This is a genomic window from Amycolatopsis sp. NPDC049252, from assembly GCF_043197175.1.
Classification (GTDB): domain Bacteria; phylum Actinomycetota; class Actinomycetes; order Mycobacteriales; family Pseudonocardiaceae; genus Amycolatopsis.
Genome location: NZ_JBICSQ010000061.1, coordinates 1 through 19,142 on the forward strand (window position 1 = coordinate 1; position 19,142 = coordinate 19,142).

The 19,142-nt window shown below is 72.1% G+C and carries 19 protein-coding genes; 9 read left to right on the plus strand and 10 right to left on the minus strand.

Annotated features, from left to right (window positions below):
- From ACGFMK_RS36960 to dxr, 3 genes are all read right to left on the minus strand, one after another.
- Positions 1–177 (minus strand): flavodoxin-dependent (E)-4-hydroxy-3-methylbut-2-enyl-diphosphate synthase (locus ACGFMK_RS36960; protein ID WP_392773632.1); only part of this gene is annotated, 177 nt, incomplete at its 3' end.
- A 118-nt stretch (positions 178–295) separates the two neighbouring features.
- Entirely contained in the window at positions 296–1,510 is a 1,215-nt protein-coding gene (locus tag ACGFMK_RS36965; RefSeq protein WP_392773531.1) for a M50 family metallopeptidase, read from the minus strand.
- A gap of 3 nt (positions 1,511–1,513) precedes the next feature.
- Positions 1,514–2,716 (minus strand): 1-deoxy-D-xylulose-5-phosphate reductoisomerase, encoded by a 1,203-nt coding sequence (gene dxr / locus ACGFMK_RS36970; protein ID WP_392773533.1) that lies wholly within the window; start codon positions 2,714–2,716, stop codon positions 1,514–1,516.
- 95 nt (positions 2,717–2,811) lie between these two features.
- Between dxr and ACGFMK_RS36975 the strand changes: the two genes are divergently transcribed.
- Together ACGFMK_RS36975 and ACGFMK_RS36980 are read left to right on the plus strand one after the other, a co-directional pair.
- Positions 2,812–3,066 carry a DUF2631 domain-containing protein gene (locus tag ACGFMK_RS36975; protein WP_247062457.1) on the plus strand — a complete coding sequence of 85 codons (255 nt, stop codon included), beginning with the start codon at positions 2,812–2,814 and terminating at the stop codon, positions 3,064–3,066.
- 26 nt (positions 3,067–3,092) lie between these two features.
- Positions 3,093–3,755 (plus strand): peptidylprolyl isomerase, encoded by a 663-nt coding sequence (locus tag ACGFMK_RS36980; protein ID WP_392773535.1) that lies wholly within the window; start codon positions 3,093–3,095, stop codon positions 3,753–3,755.
- Positions 3,756–3,861: 106 nt separating this feature from the next.
- Here the strand turns inward: ACGFMK_RS36980 and ACGFMK_RS36985 are convergent, their stop codons facing one another.
- On the minus strand, positions 3,862–5,631 hold the full coding sequence (locus ACGFMK_RS36985; protein WP_392773537.1) for an MFS transporter: 1,770 nt from the start codon (positions 5,629–5,631) through the stop codon (positions 3,862–3,864).
- Between the two features lie 167 nt (positions 5,632–5,798).
- Positions 5,799–7,259, minus strand: coding sequence for a PLP-dependent aminotransferase family protein (locus ACGFMK_RS36990; protein ID WP_392773539.1), 1,461 nt, complete (start codon positions 7,257–7,259; stop codon positions 5,799–5,801).
- 28 nt (positions 7,260–7,287) lie between these two features.
- On the opposite strand from ACGFMK_RS36990, the gene ACGFMK_RS36995 reads away from it, so the two are divergent.
- The gene (locus ACGFMK_RS36995) at positions 7,288–8,088 is read left to right on the plus strand and encodes an L-histidine N(alpha)-methyltransferase (protein ID WP_392773541.1); all 801 of its coding nucleotides are present in this window, start codon (positions 7,288–7,290) and stop codon (positions 8,086–8,088) included.
- Complete coding sequence (locus tag ACGFMK_RS37000) at positions 8,085–8,276, plus strand: hypothetical protein (protein ID WP_392773543.1); 192 nt, start codon at positions 8,085–8,087, stop codon at positions 8,274–8,276. Before ACGFMK_RS36995 ends, ACGFMK_RS37000 begins: the two co-directional genes overlap by 4 nt.
- Here ACGFMK_RS37000 and ACGFMK_RS37005 read toward each other — a convergent pair.
- A complete protein-coding gene (locus ACGFMK_RS37005; protein ID WP_392773545.1) occupies positions 8,246–11,515 on the minus strand; it encodes a tetratricopeptide repeat protein in 3,270 nt (1,089 codons plus the stop codon). The two genes, ACGFMK_RS37000 and ACGFMK_RS37005, sit on opposite strands and share 31 nt — an antisense overlap.
- A 257-nt stretch (positions 11,516–11,772) precedes the next feature.
- Positions 11,773–12,501 (minus strand): alpha/beta fold hydrolase, encoded by a 729-nt coding sequence (locus ACGFMK_RS37010; protein ID WP_392773547.1) that lies wholly within the window; start codon positions 12,499–12,501, stop codon positions 11,773–11,775.
- 46 nt (positions 12,502–12,547) lie between these two features.
- Here ACGFMK_RS37010 and ACGFMK_RS37015 point away from each other — a divergent pair, with 46 nt between their 5' ends.
- From ACGFMK_RS37015 to ACGFMK_RS37025, 3 genes are all read left to right on the plus strand, one after another.
- Positions 12,548–13,810, plus strand: coding sequence for a cytochrome P450 (locus ACGFMK_RS37015; protein ID WP_392773549.1), 1,263 nt, complete (start codon positions 12,548–12,550; stop codon positions 13,808–13,810).
- On the plus strand, positions 13,810–14,721 hold the full coding sequence (locus ACGFMK_RS37020; RefSeq protein ID WP_392773550.1) for a LysR family transcriptional regulator: 912 nt from the start codon (positions 13,810–13,812) through the stop codon (positions 14,719–14,721). Before ACGFMK_RS37015 ends, ACGFMK_RS37020 begins: the two co-directional genes overlap by 1 nt.
- 93 nt (positions 14,722–14,814) lie before the next feature.
- Complete coding sequence (locus ACGFMK_RS37025) at positions 14,815–15,561, plus strand: SDR family NAD(P)-dependent oxidoreductase (RefSeq protein WP_392773552.1); 747 nt, start codon at positions 14,815–14,817, stop codon at positions 15,559–15,561.
- 138 nt (positions 15,562–15,699) lie between these two features.
- Here ACGFMK_RS37025 and ACGFMK_RS37030 read toward each other — a convergent pair whose 3' ends face one another.
- Together ACGFMK_RS37030 and ACGFMK_RS37035 are read right to left on the minus strand one after the other, a co-directional pair.
- A complete protein-coding gene (locus ACGFMK_RS37030) occupies positions 15,700–16,245 on the minus strand; it encodes a nitrilase-related carbon-nitrogen hydrolase (RefSeq protein WP_392773554.1) in 546 nt (181 codons plus the stop codon).
- Positions 16,212–17,009, minus strand: a complete 798-nt coding sequence (locus ACGFMK_RS37035) for a DUF1295 domain-containing protein (RefSeq protein WP_392773556.1) — start codon at positions 17,007–17,009, stop codon at positions 16,212–16,214. The genes ACGFMK_RS37030 and ACGFMK_RS37035 overlap by 34 nt, the downstream gene beginning before the upstream one ends.
- 30 nt (positions 17,010–17,039) lie before the next feature.
- Here ACGFMK_RS37035 and ACGFMK_RS37040 point away from each other — a divergent pair, with 30 nt between their 5' ends.
- Both ACGFMK_RS37040 and ACGFMK_RS37045 read left to right on the plus strand, forming a co-directional pair.
- Positions 17,040–17,531 carry an EXPERA domain-containing protein gene (locus ACGFMK_RS37040; RefSeq protein ID WP_392773557.1) on the plus strand — a complete coding sequence of 164 codons (492 nt, stop codon included), beginning with the start codon at positions 17,040–17,042 and terminating at the stop codon, positions 17,529–17,531.
- Positions 17,532–17,552: 21 nt separating this feature from the next.
- Positions 17,553–18,764, plus strand: a complete 1,212-nt coding sequence (locus ACGFMK_RS37045; RefSeq protein WP_392773559.1) for a threonine synthase — start codon at positions 17,553–17,555, stop codon at positions 18,762–18,764.
- On the opposite strand, the gene ACGFMK_RS37050 is transcribed toward ACGFMK_RS37045, so the two are convergent.
- On the minus strand, positions 18,761–19,114 hold the full coding sequence (locus tag ACGFMK_RS37050) for an arsenate reductase family protein (RefSeq protein WP_392773561.1): 354 nt from the start codon (positions 19,112–19,114) through the stop codon (positions 18,761–18,763). The two genes, ACGFMK_RS37045 and ACGFMK_RS37050, sit on opposite strands and share 4 nt — an antisense overlap.
- Positions 19,115–19,142: the final 28 nt, after the last annotated feature.

Here is a 19,142-nt window from a genome sequence, read left to right on the forward strand (position 1 = left end):
CTCGGCGATCTGCTGCAGCGTCGCGTTGACGTCGGAGGTGAGCGTCGTCGTCATCGACTGGACGGAGATCGGGAAGTCGCTGCCGACACCGACCGAGCCCACCTGGAGCTGGCGGGTCTTGCGGCGCTCGGAGAGGACGGGCGGGGGCAGGGCGGGCATACCGAGTGCGACGGTCACGGTTTCCAGCGTACCTACCCCGACCGGACGACCTACACCATGTCAACCGTGACGGTGAGCAGTATTACGGGGTGTGGCGAACGCCACGGAGGAGCCGGAACCCCTCCGTGGCGTGGCGCTACTGCAAGCGAATCGGGTTGACGATGTCCGCCGTCACCGTGAGTAGGGTCACCGCGCCGCCGATGAGGACGAGGACCATCGTGATCCCGGACAGCTTCGTGTAGTCGACGGGCCCGCCTGCCACCTTCCCGCGCCGGGCGCGGATCCAGTCGCGGACGCGCTCGTACCAGACCACCGCGATGTGCCCGCCGTCGAGCGGCAGCAGCGGCAGCAGGTTGAACACGCCGATGAAGAAGTTCAGGCTGGCCAGCAGGAAGAAGAACAGCACCCAGACGCCCTTTTCGACGGCCTCGCCGCCGATCCGGCTCGCGCCGACGACGCTGACCGGGGTGTTCTTGTCGCGTTCGCCGCCGAAGATCGCGGTGACGACGGCGGGGATGCGCTCGGGGAACTCGACGAGCCGCTGGGCCGTCTCGGAGAACATCGTGCCGGTGAAGCTGAACGTGGCGCCGATCGCGGCGACCGGGCCGTACTGCGTGGTGACCGCCGGCTGCACAGGCGACGCGCCGATCATGCCGACCTCGCGGACACTCGAGCCGGTCCACCGCTTGACCTTCGGCACGTCGACGACCAGCGCCAGCTCGTGCCCGTCGCGGACGACGTCGAACTCGGTCGGCCCGCTGGTGGCCTGCACCGCGGCGAGCATCTCGGTCCAGCTCGCGACCGCCTTGCCGCCGACCGCGAGGATCTTGTCCCCGGCCCGCAGCCCGGCTTCCTGCGCCGGGCGCGGGGAGCCCGGCGGGCAGGAGGTGTCTTGGACCTGCTCCTCGGTCGTCGCCGACCGCGCGCAGGACGTCGAGGCCAGCACCGGCGAACTGTCGACGGGAGTCAGGATCGGCAGCCCCATCGTGACGGCCATCAGGTAGAGCACGACGAAGCCGAGGATGAAGTGCGTGATCGACCCGGCGCTCATCACGACGGTGCGCTTCCAGGTCTTGAACCGCCACATCGCGCGGGGCGCCTCGTCGGGCGTCACCTCGTCGAGCGCGGTCATGCCGGCGATGTCGCAGAACCCGCCGAGCGGGATCCACTTCAGGCCGTATTCGGTCTCCCCGCGGCGCCAGGAGAACACCGTGGGCCCGAAGCCCACGAAGTACCGCCGGACCTTCATGCCGAAGGCCTTCGCGGTCACCATGTGACCGGCCTCGTGCAAGGCGACGGAGACGCAGATCCCCAGCGCGAAGAGCACCACACCGATGATGTAGGCGAGCACCCGCTACTTCCCCTCGATGATCGAACCGGCCCGGGCGCGAGCCCAGCGCTCGGCCGCGAGAACGTCCTCGACGTCGCGTGGTTCGCGACGCCATTCGTCGGCGGCTCCCACCACCTCGGAAACAGTGTCCACTATCGACGTGAAGCGGGTGTTCTGCGCCAGGAAGGCGGCGACGAGCTCCTCGTTCGCGGCGTTGTAGACGGCGGGCAGGCAGCCGCCTGCCGTGCCGCAGTGCCGGGCCAGCTCGACGGCCGGGAAGGCCTCGTCGTCCAGCGGCTCGAAAGTCCAGGTCGCGGCCTTGTCCCAGGTGCACGCGGCGGCCGCGCCGGGCACCCGGTCGGGCCAGTGCAGGGCGAGCGCGATGGGCAGCCGCATGTCCGGCGGGCTGGCCTGGGCGATCGTCGAGCCGTCGGTGAAGGTCACCATCGAGTGCACGATCGACTGCGGGTGCACGGTGACGTCGATCCGCTCCGGCGGGATGCCGAACAGCAGGGCGGCTTCGATCAGCTCCAGGCCCTTGTTGACCAGCGTGGCCGAGTTGATGGTGATCAGCGGGCCCATCGACCAGGTCGGGTGGGCCATCGCCTGCTCGACGGTGACGTCGGCCAGCTCGGCCCGCTTGCGGCCGCGGAACGGGCCGCCGGACGCGGTGAGCACGAGCCGCGCCACCTCGCTTTCGCGGCCGGCGCGCAGGGCCTGCGCGATCGCCGAGTGCTCGGAGTCGACCGGCACGAGCTGCCCCGGCTTGGCCGCGGCGAGCACCAGCGGCCCGCCGGCGATCAGCGACTCCTTGTTGGCCAGCGCGAGGGTGGCGCCGGTGGCGAGCGCCCGCAGCGTCGGCTCGAGGCCGCGCGAGCCGGGCAAGGCGTTGAGGACGGTGTCGACCTTCACGGCGTCGATCAGCTCGGTGACCGCGTCCGAACCCGCGAAGAGGCGCGGGAGCTTGAAGTCGCCCTGGGAGTAGCCGCGCTTCTGCGCTTCGGCGTACAGCGCGAGCTGCAGGTCTTCGGCGGCCGTGGCCTTCGTCACGGCGACGGCCTCGACGCCGTGCGCGAGCGCTTGCGCGGCCAGCGCCGCCGGATCCGCACCACCCGCGGCGATCCCGGCCACCCGGAACAGGTGCGGGTTGCGCGCCGCGACGTCGAGGGCCTGCACTCCGATGGACCCGGTCGAGCCGAGCACGAGGACGCTTCGCGAGGTAGTCATCGCGGGTCATTGTCGCGCGGGGCGTGTCCGCGGCGCACGCGGAGGTGTGGGATCATCGCCGGGTACGTGGTTCATGGGTGTTGAGGGAGTTCATCGTGGCAGGCAAGGCGGTCGAGAAGCGGCCCGAGGTCGACCCCCGCGACGAGCCGTCCGCGGCCTGGGGCTGGCACGGCTCCTTCCCGAAGGGCACCCGGATCGCCGGCTGGGTCAGCGCGGTCATCCTGCTCGTGATGATCAAGGGCAACCACGAGAACAACACCGAGAACGTCTGGCTCGTCGGCCTGGCGGCGTTCCTCGTCCTGCTGCTGGTCCTCGACATCCGCAAGCGCCGCACGGCCTGGCGCAAGTAGTTGGTGACCCGCTAACCTCCCGGCCCATGAAGCTGCGCTGGGGTTTGGCTCTCGTCGGTGTCCTGGGTGCCCTGCTGGTGGCTCCGGCCGTTCCGGCCTCGGCGTCCTCGGTCGTGGTGCCGTGCCGGTTCACGCCGACACCCGCGAATCCCGCCGCCCGTCCCGTTGTCCGGCCGCTGCCGTTCGCGCTGACGCGCGGAACCGTGGACGTCACGTTCCGCTTCAACTACGGCCCGGTGACGGTGCGGCTGGACCGCGCGGGGGCGGCGCCGTGCGCGGTGCACAACATGGTTTCCCTGGTGCTGCAGCGCTTCTACGACCATTCCCAGTGCTGGCGGCTGTCAAACTCTTCGCGTCTCGGTGTCCTGCAGTGCGGTGACATCTACGAAGTCGAAAAGGGCGGGCCGGGGTACAAGTTCCCGGACGAGGTCTCCGGTACGGAGACGTATCCGCGCGGGACGATCGCCATGGGGAACCAGGGCCCGGGGACGAACGGGTCGGAGTTCTTCATCGTGCATTCCTTCGCGAACATCCCGGCGAACTATTCGGTGCTGGGGCACGTGATCAGCGGCATGCCGGCGATCGACCACATGGTCGCGGACGGCATCATCCCGACCGATCCGAACGGGCCCTTGGACGGGGCGCCGGCGCATCCCGTGAAGATTCAGCGCGCTTCGCTGGGCCGGTAGTTCTCCCGCAGCTGCAGCGGCGCGTTTACCGCGGTCCTGGTTCCGCCATCCCCGACGACGAAAGCCGGGTACCGCAGGTCGCGGTACCCGGCTTCCGAAACTACCGTCAGCGCTCGACGGCGGGTGACACCAGTTCGCTCGGGCCGCCGCTCGACTCGCCGGCCACTGCCGCCAGTTCTTCGCCCACCGACTCGCGGTCGCCCGGTTTCGGGGTCTTTGTCAGCAGCGATGCCACCGCGCCGATCAGGCAGACGACGATCGCGAAACCGAAGGCCACCGCCAGGCCCGACTGGAACGGGCCGGAGATCAGGTTGGGGAAGAAGCTGCGGCCGGTCAGGAACTGGGCCTGGTCCGGCGGCAGCGACGCCAGCTGGCCGCCCAGCAGCTGCTGGATCGGGTTGTAGCCCAGGAACGCCGCGAACAGCACCGCCACCGCCGGCAGGTGCGCCACCTGCGTGGCCGCCGCCTCGGGGACGCCGTGGGCGATCAAGCCGTCGTGCATCGTCGACGGGAGGCTGCTCGACAGGCCCGAGATGATCAGGCTGAAGAAGAAGCCGATCGACAGGACCATCGCCGCGTTCTGGAACGTCGTCATCATGCCCGCGCCCGAACCGCGGGAGTCGGCCGGCAGGCTGTTCATCACCTCGGCGCGGTTGGGCGAGGAGAACATGCCCATCCCGATGCCGTTGATCAGCAGGATCGCCGCGAACGCCCAGTAGTCGAAGTTCACCGGCAGGATGATCAGCAGCAGGAACGTCACCGCCGTGATCGCCAGGCCGCTGGAGGCCAGCAGCCGGCTGCCGATCCGGTCGGCGAGGATGCCCGACGTCGGCGCGGCCAGCAGGAACCCGACCGTCATCGGCAGCATGTAGATGCCCGCCCACAACGGCGTCTGCTCGAACGTGTAGCCGTGCTGCGGCAGCCAGATGCCCTGCAGCCAGATGATCAGGATGAACTGCAGCCCACCGCGGCCGAGGGACGCCGTCAGGTTCGCGATGTTGCCCCAGGTGAACGACCGGATCTTGAACAGCGACAGCCGGAACAGCGGATTGTCGACCTTGGTCTCGATGATCACGAAACCGATCAGCACCGCGACGCCGCCGATCAGGCACGAGAGCACCATCGGGCTGCCCCAGCCGGTCGCCGAGGAGCCGTAGGGCTGGATGCCGTAGGTGATGCCGACCAGCACCGCGATCAGGCCGACGGCGAAGCTGATGTTGCCCCACCAGTCCATCCGTGCGTGCTTGCGGACGCCGGTGTCGTGCAGCTTGAGGTACGCCCAGATCGTGCCGATCACGCCGAAGGGCACCGACACCAGGAAGATCAGGTTCCAGTCGATCGGGGCCAGCACGCCGCCGACGACCAGGCCGAGGAACGAGCCCGCGATGGCCGCGACGCCGTTCATGCCGAGCGCGAGGCCGCGCTGGTTGGCCGGGAAGGCGTCGGTGAGGATCGCCGAGGAGTTCGCCATCAGGAAGGCGCCGCCGACGCCCTGCACGATCCGCCAGCCGATCAGCCACAGCGCGGCCGCGTCACCGTCGAACCAGGTGACGGCCAGCATGATGGAAGAAATCGTGAAGACGGCGAAGCCCAGGTTGTACATCCGGGCGCGGCCGTACATGTCGCCGAGCCGCCCGAAGCTCACCACCAGCACGGCGGTGACCACGAGGAAGCCCATGATCATCCACAGCAGGTAGCTGGTGTTGGCGGGTTCCAGGGGGTTGATCCCGATGCCCTTGAAGATGTCGGGCAGCGCGATGAGCACGATCGACGAGTTGATCGTGGCGATCAGCATGCCCAGCGTCGTGTTGGACAGCGCGATCCACTTGTACCGCGGCCCCAGTTCCGCGATCGAATACGTCCGGCTTTTCGCCACTGTGTGTAAACCTTCCGCTCGCAAGTCCCTTAGCTAGGCTAAGCAACTTGGTTGCGTATGGCAACCATCCCCCGGATCCGCCTGCGAGAGCATGATCACATCGAGGTGAATATCCTTTGTGGACTCTTTACGGTGTCGCGGCGAAGTGACTTCGCCGTAACTCGGCGCTAACGGAGAAGCCGCCCCAGTACGGCCACCCCGTCGGCGATCTCCCCCGCCGTGCGGGCCGCGTAACCCATGACCAGGCCGGGACGTCCCGGCCGCTGCCGGTGCCACGACAGCGGCTGGACCTTCACCCCCTCCGCCAGCGCGGCCGCCGCCAGGGCGACGTCGTCGACGGGCGCGCCGAACGTGATCGTCAGGTGCAGGCCCGCGGCCGCGCCGTGGACCCGCGCCTCCGGGAGCGACTCCGTGACCGCGCGGATCATCGCGTCGCGGCGGCGGCGGTGGCGGGCCCGCACCGAACGCAGCTGGCGCTCCAGCTCGCCCGTCTCCATCAGCCGCGCCAGCACCAGCTGGGCCAGCACCGCGTTGCCCAGGTCCGCGAACCGCTTGGCCGCGACGAGGTCGTCGTGGAACCCCGGCGGCGGCAGCAGCCAGCCGACCCGCAGGGCCGGCGCCAGCAGCTTCGAGACGCTGCCCGTGTAGCAGACCTCCGGCAGCATCGACCGGACCGCGGGCACCGGCGCGCGGTCGTATCGGTGCTCGGCGTCGTAGTCGTCCTCGACGACCAGGCCGCCCTCGGCCGCCCAGCGCATCAGGTCGCGGCGGCGCTCACCGCCCAGAACCACGCCCGTCGGGAACTGGTGGGCGGGCGTCAGCAGCACCGCCCGCGCGCCGCTCGCCCGCAGCTCGCCGACGCGCAGGCCGTCGTCGTCCACGGCGATCGGCGGGGTCGCCAGGCCGGTGTGGTGCAGGTGCTGCCGCGCGCCGAGGGAACCGGGGTCTTCGACGGCGATCTCGTCGACGCCTCGCTGCCGCAGCACCTCGCCGAGCAGCGTCAGGCCCTGCGCCACCCCCGACACCACGATGATCTCGCCCGGGTCCGCGCGGATGCCGCGGCTGCGCGCCAGCCAGCGCGACACCGCGAGCCGCATCGCCGGTGCCCCGCGCGGGTCGCCGTAGCCGAAGTCGGACGGCTCCAGCTCGTCGAGCACCGCGCGCTCCGCCCGCAGCCACGCCGCGCGCGGGAACGCCGTCAGGTCCGGCACGCCCGGTGTGAGGTCGATCCGGGCCGGGGCCGCGCGGACCTCGTCGAAGACGTCGGCGCCCGGCAGCGCCGTGATCACCTTCGCGGGCGGCGGACGACGTACCGGCGAAGGCGCGACCACCGGCGCCGCGCCGACGACCGTGCCGGCCCGGCCGCGGCCCGCCGCGTGGCCGTCGTCGATCAGCCGCTGGTAGGCCTCGGTGACCACACCCCGCGACACGCGCAGCTCGGCCGCCAGCACCCGGGACGCGGGGAGGCGCCCGCCCACCGGGAGCCGGCCGTCGGCGACGGCGGCGCGCAGCTGCCCGGCGAGCCAGTCCGCGAGCCCGCCGGGCGGCGCGGCCCGGACGTCGAGCTGCAGGAAGTCCGACCCGGCGGTTATGGCCCCCTCCGGCGGGTCCGGTTTGGCCCTGTCCATCGGGCCATTGTCGCAGCACGCTGGCTTCATGGACACCAGTTACGTGCACGGATACGCCGAACCCGAGGCCCGCCGCCTCGGCGACCAGGCCGACACCCTGGCCGAGCTGCTGCACGCCGGGACGGCCTACCCCGCGGGCAGCCGCGTCCTCGAGGTCGGCTGCGGCGTCGGCGCCCAGACCGTCCACCTCGTCGCCCGCAGCCCCGGCGCGCACCTGACCGCGGTCGACGTCTCGGAAGCTTCCCTCGCCCAGGCCCGAGCGAGGATCGGCGAAAACGTCGACTGGCGCCGGGCCGACCTGTTCGACCTCGACGGCACTTACGACCACGTCTTCGTCTGCTTCGTGCTCGAACACCTCCCCGAACCCGGGAAAGCGTTGGCGCACCTGAAAACCCTGCTGCGGCCGGGTGGCACGATCACGGTGCTCGAAGGTGACCACGGGTCGGCGTTCTTCCACCCCCGCAGCGCCTCCGCCCAGGCCGCGATCGACTGCCTGATCCGGCTGCAGGCCGACGCCGGCGGTGACTCCCTCATCGGCCGCCGCCTCTACCCCCTGCTCACCGGCGCCGGGTTCGACGGCGTCCGCGTCGAACCCCGCACCGTCTACGCCGACGCGTCCCGCCCCGATCTGGTCGCCGGGTTCACCCGCGACACCTTCATCGCAATGGTCGAAGGCGTCAGGGAAAACGCCGTCGCGCGCGGGCTCACGACGGTCGCCGACTGGGACCGCGGCGTAGCCGATCTTTACCGCACCACAAGGGAATACGGGACGTTCCATTACGCGTTCTACAAGGCAACAGCACACCGCACTCCGGGAGGAGCGTCATGATCATCGCCGTTCTCGTCGCCGCAGGACTCCTCGCCTGGGCACTGGACCACGCGTACCGCCGCCGCCCGTACCCGCGGAACCGGCTGGCCGGCAGCGTCGACGTCTACGACCGCGACGCCCAGCGCCTCGAAGGCGACTTGGTCGCCGAAGAGCGGCACTACTCCGCGATACGGGCCAGCCGCTCCTGAACCAGGAGCGCGCCGGGAACGCGTTCCGCGGCGTAACACGCTGCCGCGCGTTCCCAGTGTTCCCGCGCGGCGTCCGGGTCACTCAGTCCACAGTGGACGTCGCCGAGCCCGCGGTGGGCCCGGCCCTGCTCCGGCAGGCACGCCGTTTCCTTCGCCGCGGCAAGGGCTTCACGGTGGTACGTCAACGCCTGGTCGTGCGCGCCACGCGCGAGCGCGACGAAGCCGAGACTGTTCAGCACGCGGGACTCGACCCCGCGGTCCCCGCATTCACGAGCGATGCCCAGTGCCTCTTCGAGGTGCTGGGCCGCTTCGTCGTGCCGGCCCTGGGCGAGCCGGACGTCGCCCAGGTGCTTCAGCGCGACACCGCGGTTGGTCGGGCTTCCGGTCTCCTGCGCGAGTTCCAGCGCCCGCTCCAGGTGCGCCTCGGCTTCGGCGTACCGGCCACGCGCGTGCTCGATGTCGCCGAGGATGCCCAGCGCGTACCCCTCGCTGACGCGCACGCCCATCGCGCGGAAGTGCTCCAGCCCGGCCGAAATCGACTCGACGGCTTCGTCGTAGCGGCCCAGTGCCGCCAGCGAGTCGCCGATGTTCACCAGGGCGTAGCCCTCGCTCGTGCGGTCGGCGATTTCCCTGGCCAGATCGAGGGCTTCGGTGAGGTAGCCGATCGCGTCGCCGTAGCGGCCGATGCCGCGGCAGGTGCAGCCGAGCACCACCAGCACCAGGCCCTCGCTGGTGCGGTCGCCCGATTTCCGGGCCAGTGACAGGGCTTCGGCCGAGTACTCGAGGGCTTCGGCGAACCGGCCCAGCGCGCGGCAGGCCAGGCCCAGCGTGTTGAGCACGTGGATCTCGGTGACCCGGTTGCCGGACTCGCGGACGATGACGAGCGCCTCTTCCAGGTACCGCACGGCTTCCCGCGACCGGCCGACCCGCCAGTGCCCCAGCGCGATCAGCGTCAGCGGGTCGGCTTCGCCCGCCCGGTCGCCGGCGTCCTGGGCCAGCACGGACGCGTGCGTGTGCAGCACCAGCGATTCCTCGTGGTAGCCGCCGACGTCGAGGTAGTGCCACAGGATCCCGGACAGCAGCCGCAGGTGCTCCGGCCGGCCGTGCCGGGTCGCGTGCGCGGCGACCGCCAGCAGGTTGCGGCGCTCGGCCTCCAGCCACGCCGGCGCGTCGAGCACCTTCACGTCCGGGTCCGGCACCTGCGGGCGCAGGTGCCGTTCCAGCGGCAGGACGGCGTCCATGGCCTGCGCGGCCGACCGGACGTAGAAGTCGAACAGCCGCTCCTGGGCGTCGTGGCTCTCGCCCGCGTCCCCGGCCGCCAGCTCGGCGGCGTAGACGCGCAGCAGGTCGTGCAGCTGGACGCGGTCGTGGCCGGACTCCTCGGCGAGGTGGGCCCGCACGAGCGTGCCGGTCAGCCGCTCGGCCTCCGGCAGCGGCAGCTCCGCCAGCGCGGCGATCGCGGCCGGGGTCAGGTCGCGGCCCGGGTGCAGGCCGCAGAGCCGGAACACGCGGGCGGCGTCGGCCGCCAGGTGCCGGTAGGACCACGAGAACACCGCGCGGACCGCCGTCAGCGGGTCACCGCCGCCGTCGAGCAGGTCCAGCCGCCGCCGTTCGTCGGCCAGCTCGGCCTCCAGCGCCGCGAGCCGCTCCCCCGGGCGGCTCAGCGCCAGCTCCGCGACCAGCCGCAACGCCAGCGGCAGCCGGGCCGAGTACCCGATCAGCGCCGAGGTCGCCGCCGGCTCGTCGTCGACGCGCCGCCCGAGCAGGGTCCGCAGCAGGTCGCGGGCCTCGGCCGTGGTCAGCAGGTCGACGAGCACCCGGCGGGCGCCGTCGCGGGCGACCAGCCCGGGTAGCGCGTCCCGGCTGGTCACCAGCACCAGGCAGGACGGCGAACCGGGCAGCAGCGGGCGGACCTGCCCGACCGACCCGGCGTTGTCCAGCAGCAGCACCATCCGCCGGCCGTCGAGCACCGTGCGGAACTTGGCGGCCCGCTCGTCGGGCTCCGCGGGGATGTCCGCGCCGTCGACGCCCAGAGCACGCAGGAACCCGGACAGCGCGTCCCCCGGCTCGATCGGCCGGACCGTGCCGTACCCGCGCAGGTCGACGTACAGCTGGCCGTCGGGGAACTCCGCCCGCGCCCGCCGCGCCCAGTGCACGGCCAACGCGGTCTTGCCGACCCCCGCCGTCCCGGACAGCACGGCGATGCGCGCGCCGGTGTCGGCCTCGCCCCGGTGCAGCAGCTCGTCCAGCTCGCCGAGCTGGGCCGCGCGGCCGTGGAACCCGGGGACGGCCGCGGGCAGCTGCGCGGGCACCGAGACCGGCTGCTCCGGGACGCCGAAGTCCTGCGCCAGCACCTGGCGCTGGGCCTCGCGCAGCTCCGGGCCGGGTTCGATGCCCAGCTCGTCGGCCAGCCGCCGCCGGACCTCGTCGAAGACCCCCAGCGCGGCGGCCTGCCGTCCGGACGCGGCGAGCGCCAGCATCAGCCGCGCGTGCGCCGACTCGTTGAGCGGCTCCTCGGCGGTCAGCGCCCGCAGCTGCACGACCGCGTCCTCGGGGTGGGCCGCGGCGGCCCCGGCGTAGGCCAGCACGGTCTGGGCCCGCCGCATCGCCAGCGCCAGCCGGACCGGGTGCTGCCGGAGCCGTCCGACGTCGGCGAGCGCCGGGCCGCGCCACAGGCCCAGCGCCTCGCGATAGGCCTCTTCGGCCGCCTCCGGCTCCCGCTCGGCCCGCTCCACCAGCGCGTCGAACCGCAGCAGGTCGAGGTGGTCCTCGCCGACGGACAGCCGGTAACCGCCCTTGTCCGTGGTGATCGGGTCGGCCGGGCGCAGCGCCCGCCGCAGCCGGGCGACGTAGGTGTGGACCAGCTCCAGGCACGACGGCGGCGGCTCGTCCCAGATGACGTCGACGAGGTCCTCGCGCCGCACGGTCCGGTTCGGCTGCAGGGCCAGCAGCGCGAGCAGCAGGCGCTGCTTCTCGGCGCCGATCTCGACCGGGCGGTCGCCGAACCGGACGGTCAGCGGCCCCAGCACGTCGATCCGGACCGGCTCCGGCGGCGCCTCGGCAAGCGCTTCCCGCAGCCGCCGCTCGGTCTCCGGCCGCGGCCGCCGGACGCGGCCGCGCTCGGCGTTGCGGATCGCGCGCAGGCTCAGCCCGGCGCGCTCGGCGAGCTCCGCCTGGGTCAGCCCGGCGCGCACCCGCTCGTCGCGCAGCCAGCCGGCGAAGGGCAGGCCATCGTCCACAAGCGTCCTTCCCTGCGTGCCCCCTCGCCCCCGAACGTACCGCCCCAGCATCGTCAACGTGCCGCCGAGGCTGTACCACCGAACGGCGAAGATCTCTGTTTACGCAGGTGACAGGGGGTGACGTTCCGGTCGATGCCGAGTACAGCCGTTCGTCCACCCGACCTTTCTAGGCTGTGCGGGTCCGGTGGTGGCGAGGGGTTCGCGGTTCAGCCGTCGCATGGGGTACGACGGCTGCACCCGCGGGCCGGCAGACGCCATCAGACGCCGAGGCGCTCGAGCAGGGCGCGGATGGCGGCCGGGTCCTCGACGTGGGCGTTGTGCCCGAGGCCGGCGAGCGTGACCGCGTCCGGGTCCAGCGCGCGCAGCTGCTCCGGGCGGCTCATCGGGTCGTGCTCGCCCGCTGCCAGCACGACCGGGCACCGCGCCGCGGCGAGCAGGGCGGTCATGTCCGGTGCGCCCACACCGAACGCGGCCGGGTCCATCGCGAGACGCCAACCTCCCTCCGTCTCGCGGAGCCCGGCCGGGTCGGTGGGCGCGATCCCGAGCAGCCCCGAGACCTTCAGGTACGCCTGGTCGGCATCCGCCTGCGTCTCGAACACCCGCGGCGGCCGTACCGCGAACGACGCCGCGCGCCCCAGGTCGTCCTGGCTCCACGCCACCTTCACGCCCACCGCCAGCACGCCGGTGACCTCGACGTCGTACTTGCCGGAGGCGAGCTCCAGCGCGAGCACCCCGCCGAGCGAGTGGCCGGCGACGACCAGCGGCTTCTGGTCGGGCAGTGCCCGCGCGACGGCCGTCGTGAGCGTCTCGTAGCTGTAGTACGGCAGCGGTGCCGACCGGCCGTGGCCGGGCAGGTCGGGCACCAGCACGCGCCGCGGGACGGCCTCGGTCAGGTGGGCCCACACGGCGCCGGTCGCGCCGAGCCCGTGCAGGAAGAGGATGGCCGGTTCGCCCTCGCCGCCGGTGCGCATGTTCAGCGTGTCCATCGCAGCAGCCTCCCCCACGCCGCGGCACGCGGCTAGGGTCGGCTTCGTGGGGATCACCGATCCGGACACCTACGTGCGGGGTGTTCCGTACGACGAGCTGGCCCGGCTGCGGCGCGAGACGCCGGTGGTGCGCGTCGGCGACTTCTGGGCCGTGCTGCGGCACGCCGACGTCCGCACGGTGCTGCGTGACCCGGCGCTGTTCTCCTCGCAGCTCGGCGGGACGCAGATCCGGGACCCGGCGACCGAGGCCGACCTCGCGTACGTGCGCCGGATGATGCTCAACATGGACCCGCCCGGGCACGGCCGGCTGCGCGGGCTGCTGACCAAGGCGTTCACCGCGCGCGCGGTCGCGAAGCTGACCGAGCAGATCGAGACGTCGGCGCGGGAACTCGTCGCCGCCGTCGCCGACCAGGGCGAAGGCGACTTCGCGAAGGTCGCCGCCGACCTGCCGCTGCGGACGCTGGCCGCGGTGTTCGGCGTGCCGGAGCAGGACCGGCGGCTGATGTACGACTGGAGCAACCGCGTGATCGGCTACCAGGACGCCGAGTACGCGGTCAGCGCGACCGTGTCCCCGGACGAGGTGACCGATCTGGCGCGGGCCGCGCTCGCCGTCCGCCCGTCACCGGGCCCGGACGGTCTCATGCCGGACCCGCGCACCCGCGCCGGGATGCCGGACCTCTACGCGTACGCGAACGCCTTGGGCGAGTACAAGCGCGAGCACCCGGGCGACGACGTGATGAGCACCCTGATGCGTCACGTCGGCGACGACGGCGGCCGCGTGTCGCTCGCCGAGTTCGAGAACCTCTTCTGGCTGTTTTCCGTGGCGGGCAACGAAACCCTGCGCAACGGCCTGCCGGGCGGGCTGCTGGCGCTGCTGTCGCACCCCGCGCAGTACCGGCGGCTGCTGGCCGACCGGTCGCTGCTGCCGTCGGCGGTCGAGGAGATGCTGCGCTGGTGGACGCCGGTGATGAACTTCAGGCGGACGGCCGTTTCGGATGTTCGTCTGTCCGATGTGGACATCCGGGCCGGGGACAAGGTGGTGGTCTGGTTCTCGTCGGCCAACCGTGATCCGGCGGTGTTCGCCGATCCGGACACGTTCGACATCGCGCGGACGCCCAACGACCACCTGACCTTCGGCCACGGCCCGCACTTCTGCCTGGGCGCGCAGCTGGCCCGCGTCCAGCTGCGGGCGATGTTCACCGCGGTGCTCGACCTGCTGGGCGAGGTTTCCCTGGCGGGCGAACCGGTGCGGCTGCGGTCGACCTTCCAAAACGGGCTCAAGTCACTCCCGATCCGCTGGGCGCGCTGATGGAGCTGCGCGAGATGCGGGCGTTCGTCGCCGTCGCCGAGGCGGGCGCGCTGTCCAAGGCGGCGCGGCAGCTGCACGTCAGCCAGCCCGCGCTGTCCCAGACGATCACCGCGCTGGAGCGGCGGCTCGGCGTCCGGCTGCTGGTGCGCGCCAGCACCGGGGTGCAGGCCACCGAAGCCGGGATGACGCTGCTGACCGAGGCCCGCGCGGTACTGGCGCGCCACGACCAGGCCATGGCCGCCATGGCCCGGCACACCACGACCGGCGGCGGCGTGCTCCGCGTCGGCGTCCCGCTCGAACTGCCGCCGGAGCTGGTGCCGGCCGCGCTCGCGCGGCTGGCCGAGGCCTGCCCGGACACCCGGGTGCAGGCCCGGCACCTGTCGTCGGTGGCGCAGGTCGCCGGACTGCGGACCGGCGAGCTGGACGTCGGGCTGGTGGGCGAGCGCCCGGCCGGGCCGGACCTCGACGCGGCCCTCGTCGTCGAGGAGAACGTGGGTGTCCTGCTGGCCACCGACGTCGCGGAGAAGCTCGCCGGGCCGGACGGGGTGCGCCTCGAGAACCTGGCCGGGCTGGAGTGGTTCGCCTTCGCCCGCGCGGGCAGCCCGGCGTGGTACGACGAGCTGGCCGCGATCCTCCGCAGCCACGGTCTCGACGTCGGCCCGGACGTGCCGGAGGAGCAGCGGCTGATCGTCGAGCTCAAGATCCCGGCGGTCAGCGCCGGTGGCGCCTACGCCTTCGCCCCGCCCGCGTGGCCGTACCCGATGCCGGACACGGTCCGGTGGCTGCCGCTGGCCGGCAACCCGATCGTGCGGCGGACGTGGGCGGTGTGGCCCGCGGCTTCGCACCGGCGTGACATCGCGGAGTTCGTCGCGGCGCTGGAAGGCCATCAGCGCGACGGATCGCGGGTATAAGCAGCGCCGAGCGCGGAGCCGGAAGTCCTGTCCGCGCCTGCTCCTTGCACCTGGTGACCGGGGAAGAACCCCGGCGAGGAGCAGGAGAAGAGCATGGCTGCAGATCTGTCGGGTTCGACGGCGCTGGTGACCGGCGGGACGAGCGGGATCGGCCGGGCGACGGCGGTCGCGCTGGCCGGGCTGGGCGCCCACGTGGTGGTGTCCGGCCGGGACGCGGCCCGCGGCGACCAGGTCGTCTCGCGGATCCGGGAATCGGGTGGGAAGGCCGACTTCGTGGCCGCCGACCTGACGGGCGCTGCGCCGGCCCGCGCGCTGGCGGCGCGGGCCCGGGAACTGGCCGGGCACGTCGACGTGCTGGTCAACAACGCCGGGATCTTCCCCACCGGCCCCACCGCGGACACCGACGAGGCCGGCTTCGACCGCGTCTACACGACGAACGTGAAGGTGCCGTTCTTCCTCGTCGCCGAGCTGGCCCCGGAGATGGCCGCCCGCGGGCACGGCGCGATCGTGAACCTGTCCACGATGGTCGCGGCGCGGGGCATGGCGGGCATGGCGCTCTACGGCTCGTCGAAGGCCGCGGTGGAGCTGATGACCAAGGCGTGGGCGGCGGAGTTCGGCCCGTCCGGCGTCCGCGTCAACGCGGTCAGCCCCGGCCCGACCCGCACCGAAGGAACAGCGGTCTTCGGCGACGGCCTCGACGAGCTCGCGGCGGCGGGCCCGGCCGGCCGGACGGCGGCCCCGGAGGAGATCGCGGCGGCGATCACCTTCCTGGTGACGGCGGACGCGAGCTTCGTCCAGGGCGCCATCCTCCCCGTGGACGGCGGGCGTTTGGCGGTGTGACGCCGTCCTGGGGTCTCTCGTCCACCGACAGCGCGAAGACGTCCGGCCGCGCGTAATGCCCCGACACGTCGAGGCTGTGGCGGGCCGTCACGACGTCCTCGAGGTCGATCTCCGCCGTGATCAAGCCTTCGCCGGTCCTCAGTGGACCGGCCAGGACTTCGCCGAGATCACGAAACAACGGCCCTCGTCGGCGATGTGGCGCATCGACGCCTGCCAGACGTCGCGGTCGTCCGCCGTCGGGGCGCACCACAGCTCCACGCCCTTCGCGTACATCGCCGCGCGCAGCAGCGGCATGTGGTTCTCCCAGCAGATCGCCGCGCCCGCGAGGCCCGCCGCCGTCGGGATCGCCGGGAGGGTCGAGCTGTCGCCGCGGCCCCAGACCAGGCGCTCCCGCGCGGTCGGGACCAGCTTGCGGTGCTTGCCCACCAGCCCGAGCGACGGGTCGAGGAACACGACCGTGCTGTACAGCGTCGAGCCGTCCCGCTCGATGACACCGACGACCAGACTCGCGCCGGTCCGCGCCGACAGTCCCGCCAGCGCCCTGGTCTCCGGGCCGGGAACGGTCACCGACGCGCGGATCTCGTCCTCCCAGCCGAGCAGCCCCTCTGGACCCACGGCGCCGGTCTGGAGCGCGGCGACGACCGACGTCGTCACCCGCGGACCGGTTCCCCGTGCTTCGGCCACCACGGCACCACCGCGGACGTCCGCCGCTGGTAGTCCGCGTACTCCGGGTAGCGGCCCAGCGTGATGCTCTCGGTGAAGCGCGTCGAGCCGACGAACAGCAGCGTCAGCAGGATCGCGCCCAGGACCGTCCACGTCAGACCGGCCGCGACCACGCCGAACGCCGCGATCACCCACCACTGGGCCTGCTCGAAGAAGAAGTTCGGGTGCCGCGAGTAGCGGAACAGGCCGTCCTGGCGGAAGCGCGTCGCCGCGCGGCCCGCGTGCTTCTCCCGGTGGAACGTCCACTGCTGCTGGTCGGCGACCGTCTCGCCGACCAGGAACGCGGCGAAGATCACCGCCACGACGACGTCCCGGACGCCGAACGAGCCCCGGTGCTCCAGCGCCGTCATCGCGGGCAGCGTGATCAGCAGCAGGATCGCGTTCTGGTACAGCGAGATGAAGAAGAAGTTGAACACCTGGAACTGCCAGGGCGCGAGCTTCTCGCGCAGCACCGCCCACCGGTAGTCCTCGCCGCCGCGGGCGTAACCACCCTTCCGGGCGAAGTTGAACGTCAGCCGGATGCCCCAGGCCGCGACCAGCGCGAACATCACGTCCAGCCGCGCGTCGGCGAACCCGGCCGCGCCGGCGAAGATGCCCAGGTAGGCCACCGGGACGATCGACCAGATCCGGTCGACCCAGGAGTACTCCCTGGTCAGCACCGAAAGCAGCCAGGTACCGAGCGTCACCCCGGCGAAGACGTACAGGCAGACCCGCAACGCGTCCATCTCCTCAGAATAGGACCTAGGATCGATCACATGAACCTGCCGCTGCGGGACCGGAAGATCGACGTCTTCTTCGCGGTGCTGTTCTCGGCCTTCACGATCACCTCGCTGATCAGTGATCTGCTGCCGACCGTGGGCGTGGACTTCTCGCAGCCCTCGGACAACTTCTTCGTCAACTCCAACTACTGGTACGCCCACGACGCGGACCAGCTGTTCATGCACCCGCCGGACTGGATGCGGATCGTCACCGGGCTCTCGGCGTTCGGCTACATGCCGTTCTACGTCGTGCTCGTGTTCGCGCTGGTGACCGGCCGGAACTGGATCCAGCTGCCGTCGGTGATCTACGCGACGATGATCGTCACGCTCACCGGGATCGTCGTGTTCGGCGTCGAGTTCTTCGGCGACCCGGCCATGCGCACCGGCAACCCGGCGAAGTTCCTCGCGTTCAACCTGCCCTACGTCCTGGTGCCGCTCCTGCTGCTGATCCGGATGCGCGCGCCGAAGCCGTTCACCCGCCGCTTCTGACGCTTCTGACCGGAGACGCCCGTGCCGTACTCGTTCCTCAGCCACCTCGACTGCTCCCGGACCGGCGAGCGCGCCGACGCCGACGTCGTCCAGGGCCTCTCGCCGGCCGGGGCGCCGCTGCTCGCGCGGTACGACCTCGACGGCGTCCGCGAAGCCGTGACGCCGAAGGAGATCGCCGGGCGCGAGCCGACGCTGTGGCGCTACCACGAGGTGCTGCCGGTGCGCTCGGCCGAGCACGTCGTGAGCCTCGGCGAGGGCATGACGCCGTTGCTGCGCCTGCCGCGCTACGGCCGTGAGCTGGGGCTGTCCCGCCTCTGGATGAAGGACGAAGGCCTGGTGCCGACCGGCACGTTCAAGGCCAGGGGCGCGGCCGTCGGTGTCTCGCGGGCGGCCGAACTGGGTGTCCGCGGGATCGCGATGCCGACGAACGGCAACGCCGGCGCGGCGTGGGCGCTGTACGCGGCGCGCGCAGGCCTGTCGAGCCTGATCGCGATGCCGGACGACGCGCCGGCGATCACCATGCGCGAGTGCGTCGCCGCCGGCGCCGAGCTGTACCGGGTGGACGGTCTCATCGGCGACGCGGGGAAACTCGTGGCGGCGGCGGTTCCGCGCCGTCCGGGGGTGCAGGACGTTTCGACGCTGAAGGAGCCGTACCGCATCGAGGGCAAGAAGACGATGGGGTACGAGATCGCCGAGCAGTTCGGCTGGCGGCTGCCCGACGTGATTCTGTACCCGACCGGCGGCGGGGTCGGGATCATCGGGATCCACAAGGCGCTGCTGGAGATGCGGGAGCTGGGCTGGGTTTCCGGCCCGCTGCCCCGCCTCGTCGCCGTCCAGGCCACCGGGTGCGCCCCGATCGTCGAAGCGTTCTCCCGCGGTGACCGGGAAAGCGTGCCGTTCCCCGACGCCCGGACCGTCGCCTTCGGCATCACCGTGCCCAAGGCGCTGGGTGACTTCCTCGTGCTCGACGCCGTCTACGCCACCGGTGGCACCGCGGTCGCCGTCACCGACGAGGAACTCCTTGCCGCGCAACGGGAACTCACCGAGCGTGAAGGCACTTTCGTCTGCCCGGAGGGTGGGGCGTGCTTCGCCGCGTTGCGGCACCTCCGCGAATCCGGCTGGCTCGACGGCGACGAGGACGTCGTCGTGCTCAACACCGGCGCCGGGATCAAGTACCCGGAGACGGTGCCGCTCGACGTGCCGTTGCTGGCGAAGACCGACTCGATTCCTTAAAGGACCGACTGCACCGCTTCGGGGGTGCGGGCGACGATGGTGGTGCCGTCGTCCGCGGTGATGATCGGCCGCTGGATCAGCTTCGGGTGCTCGGCCAGGGCCTCGATCCAGCGCGCGCGGTCGGCGGCGGTGCGGCCCCACGTCTTGAGGCCGAGCTCCTTCGCGATCGGCTCGGCGGTGCGCGTGATGTCCCACGGCTCCAGGCCCAGCCGCTTCACCACGGCCTTCAGCTCCTTCGCCGTCGGCGGGTCGTCGAGGTAGCGGCGGACGGTGTACTCCGCGCCCGCTTCGTCGAGCATCGACACCGCTGACCGGCACTTCGCGCACGCCGGATTGACCCAGATCTCCACCGGCGCAGCCTACCGCGATGGTTTTGGA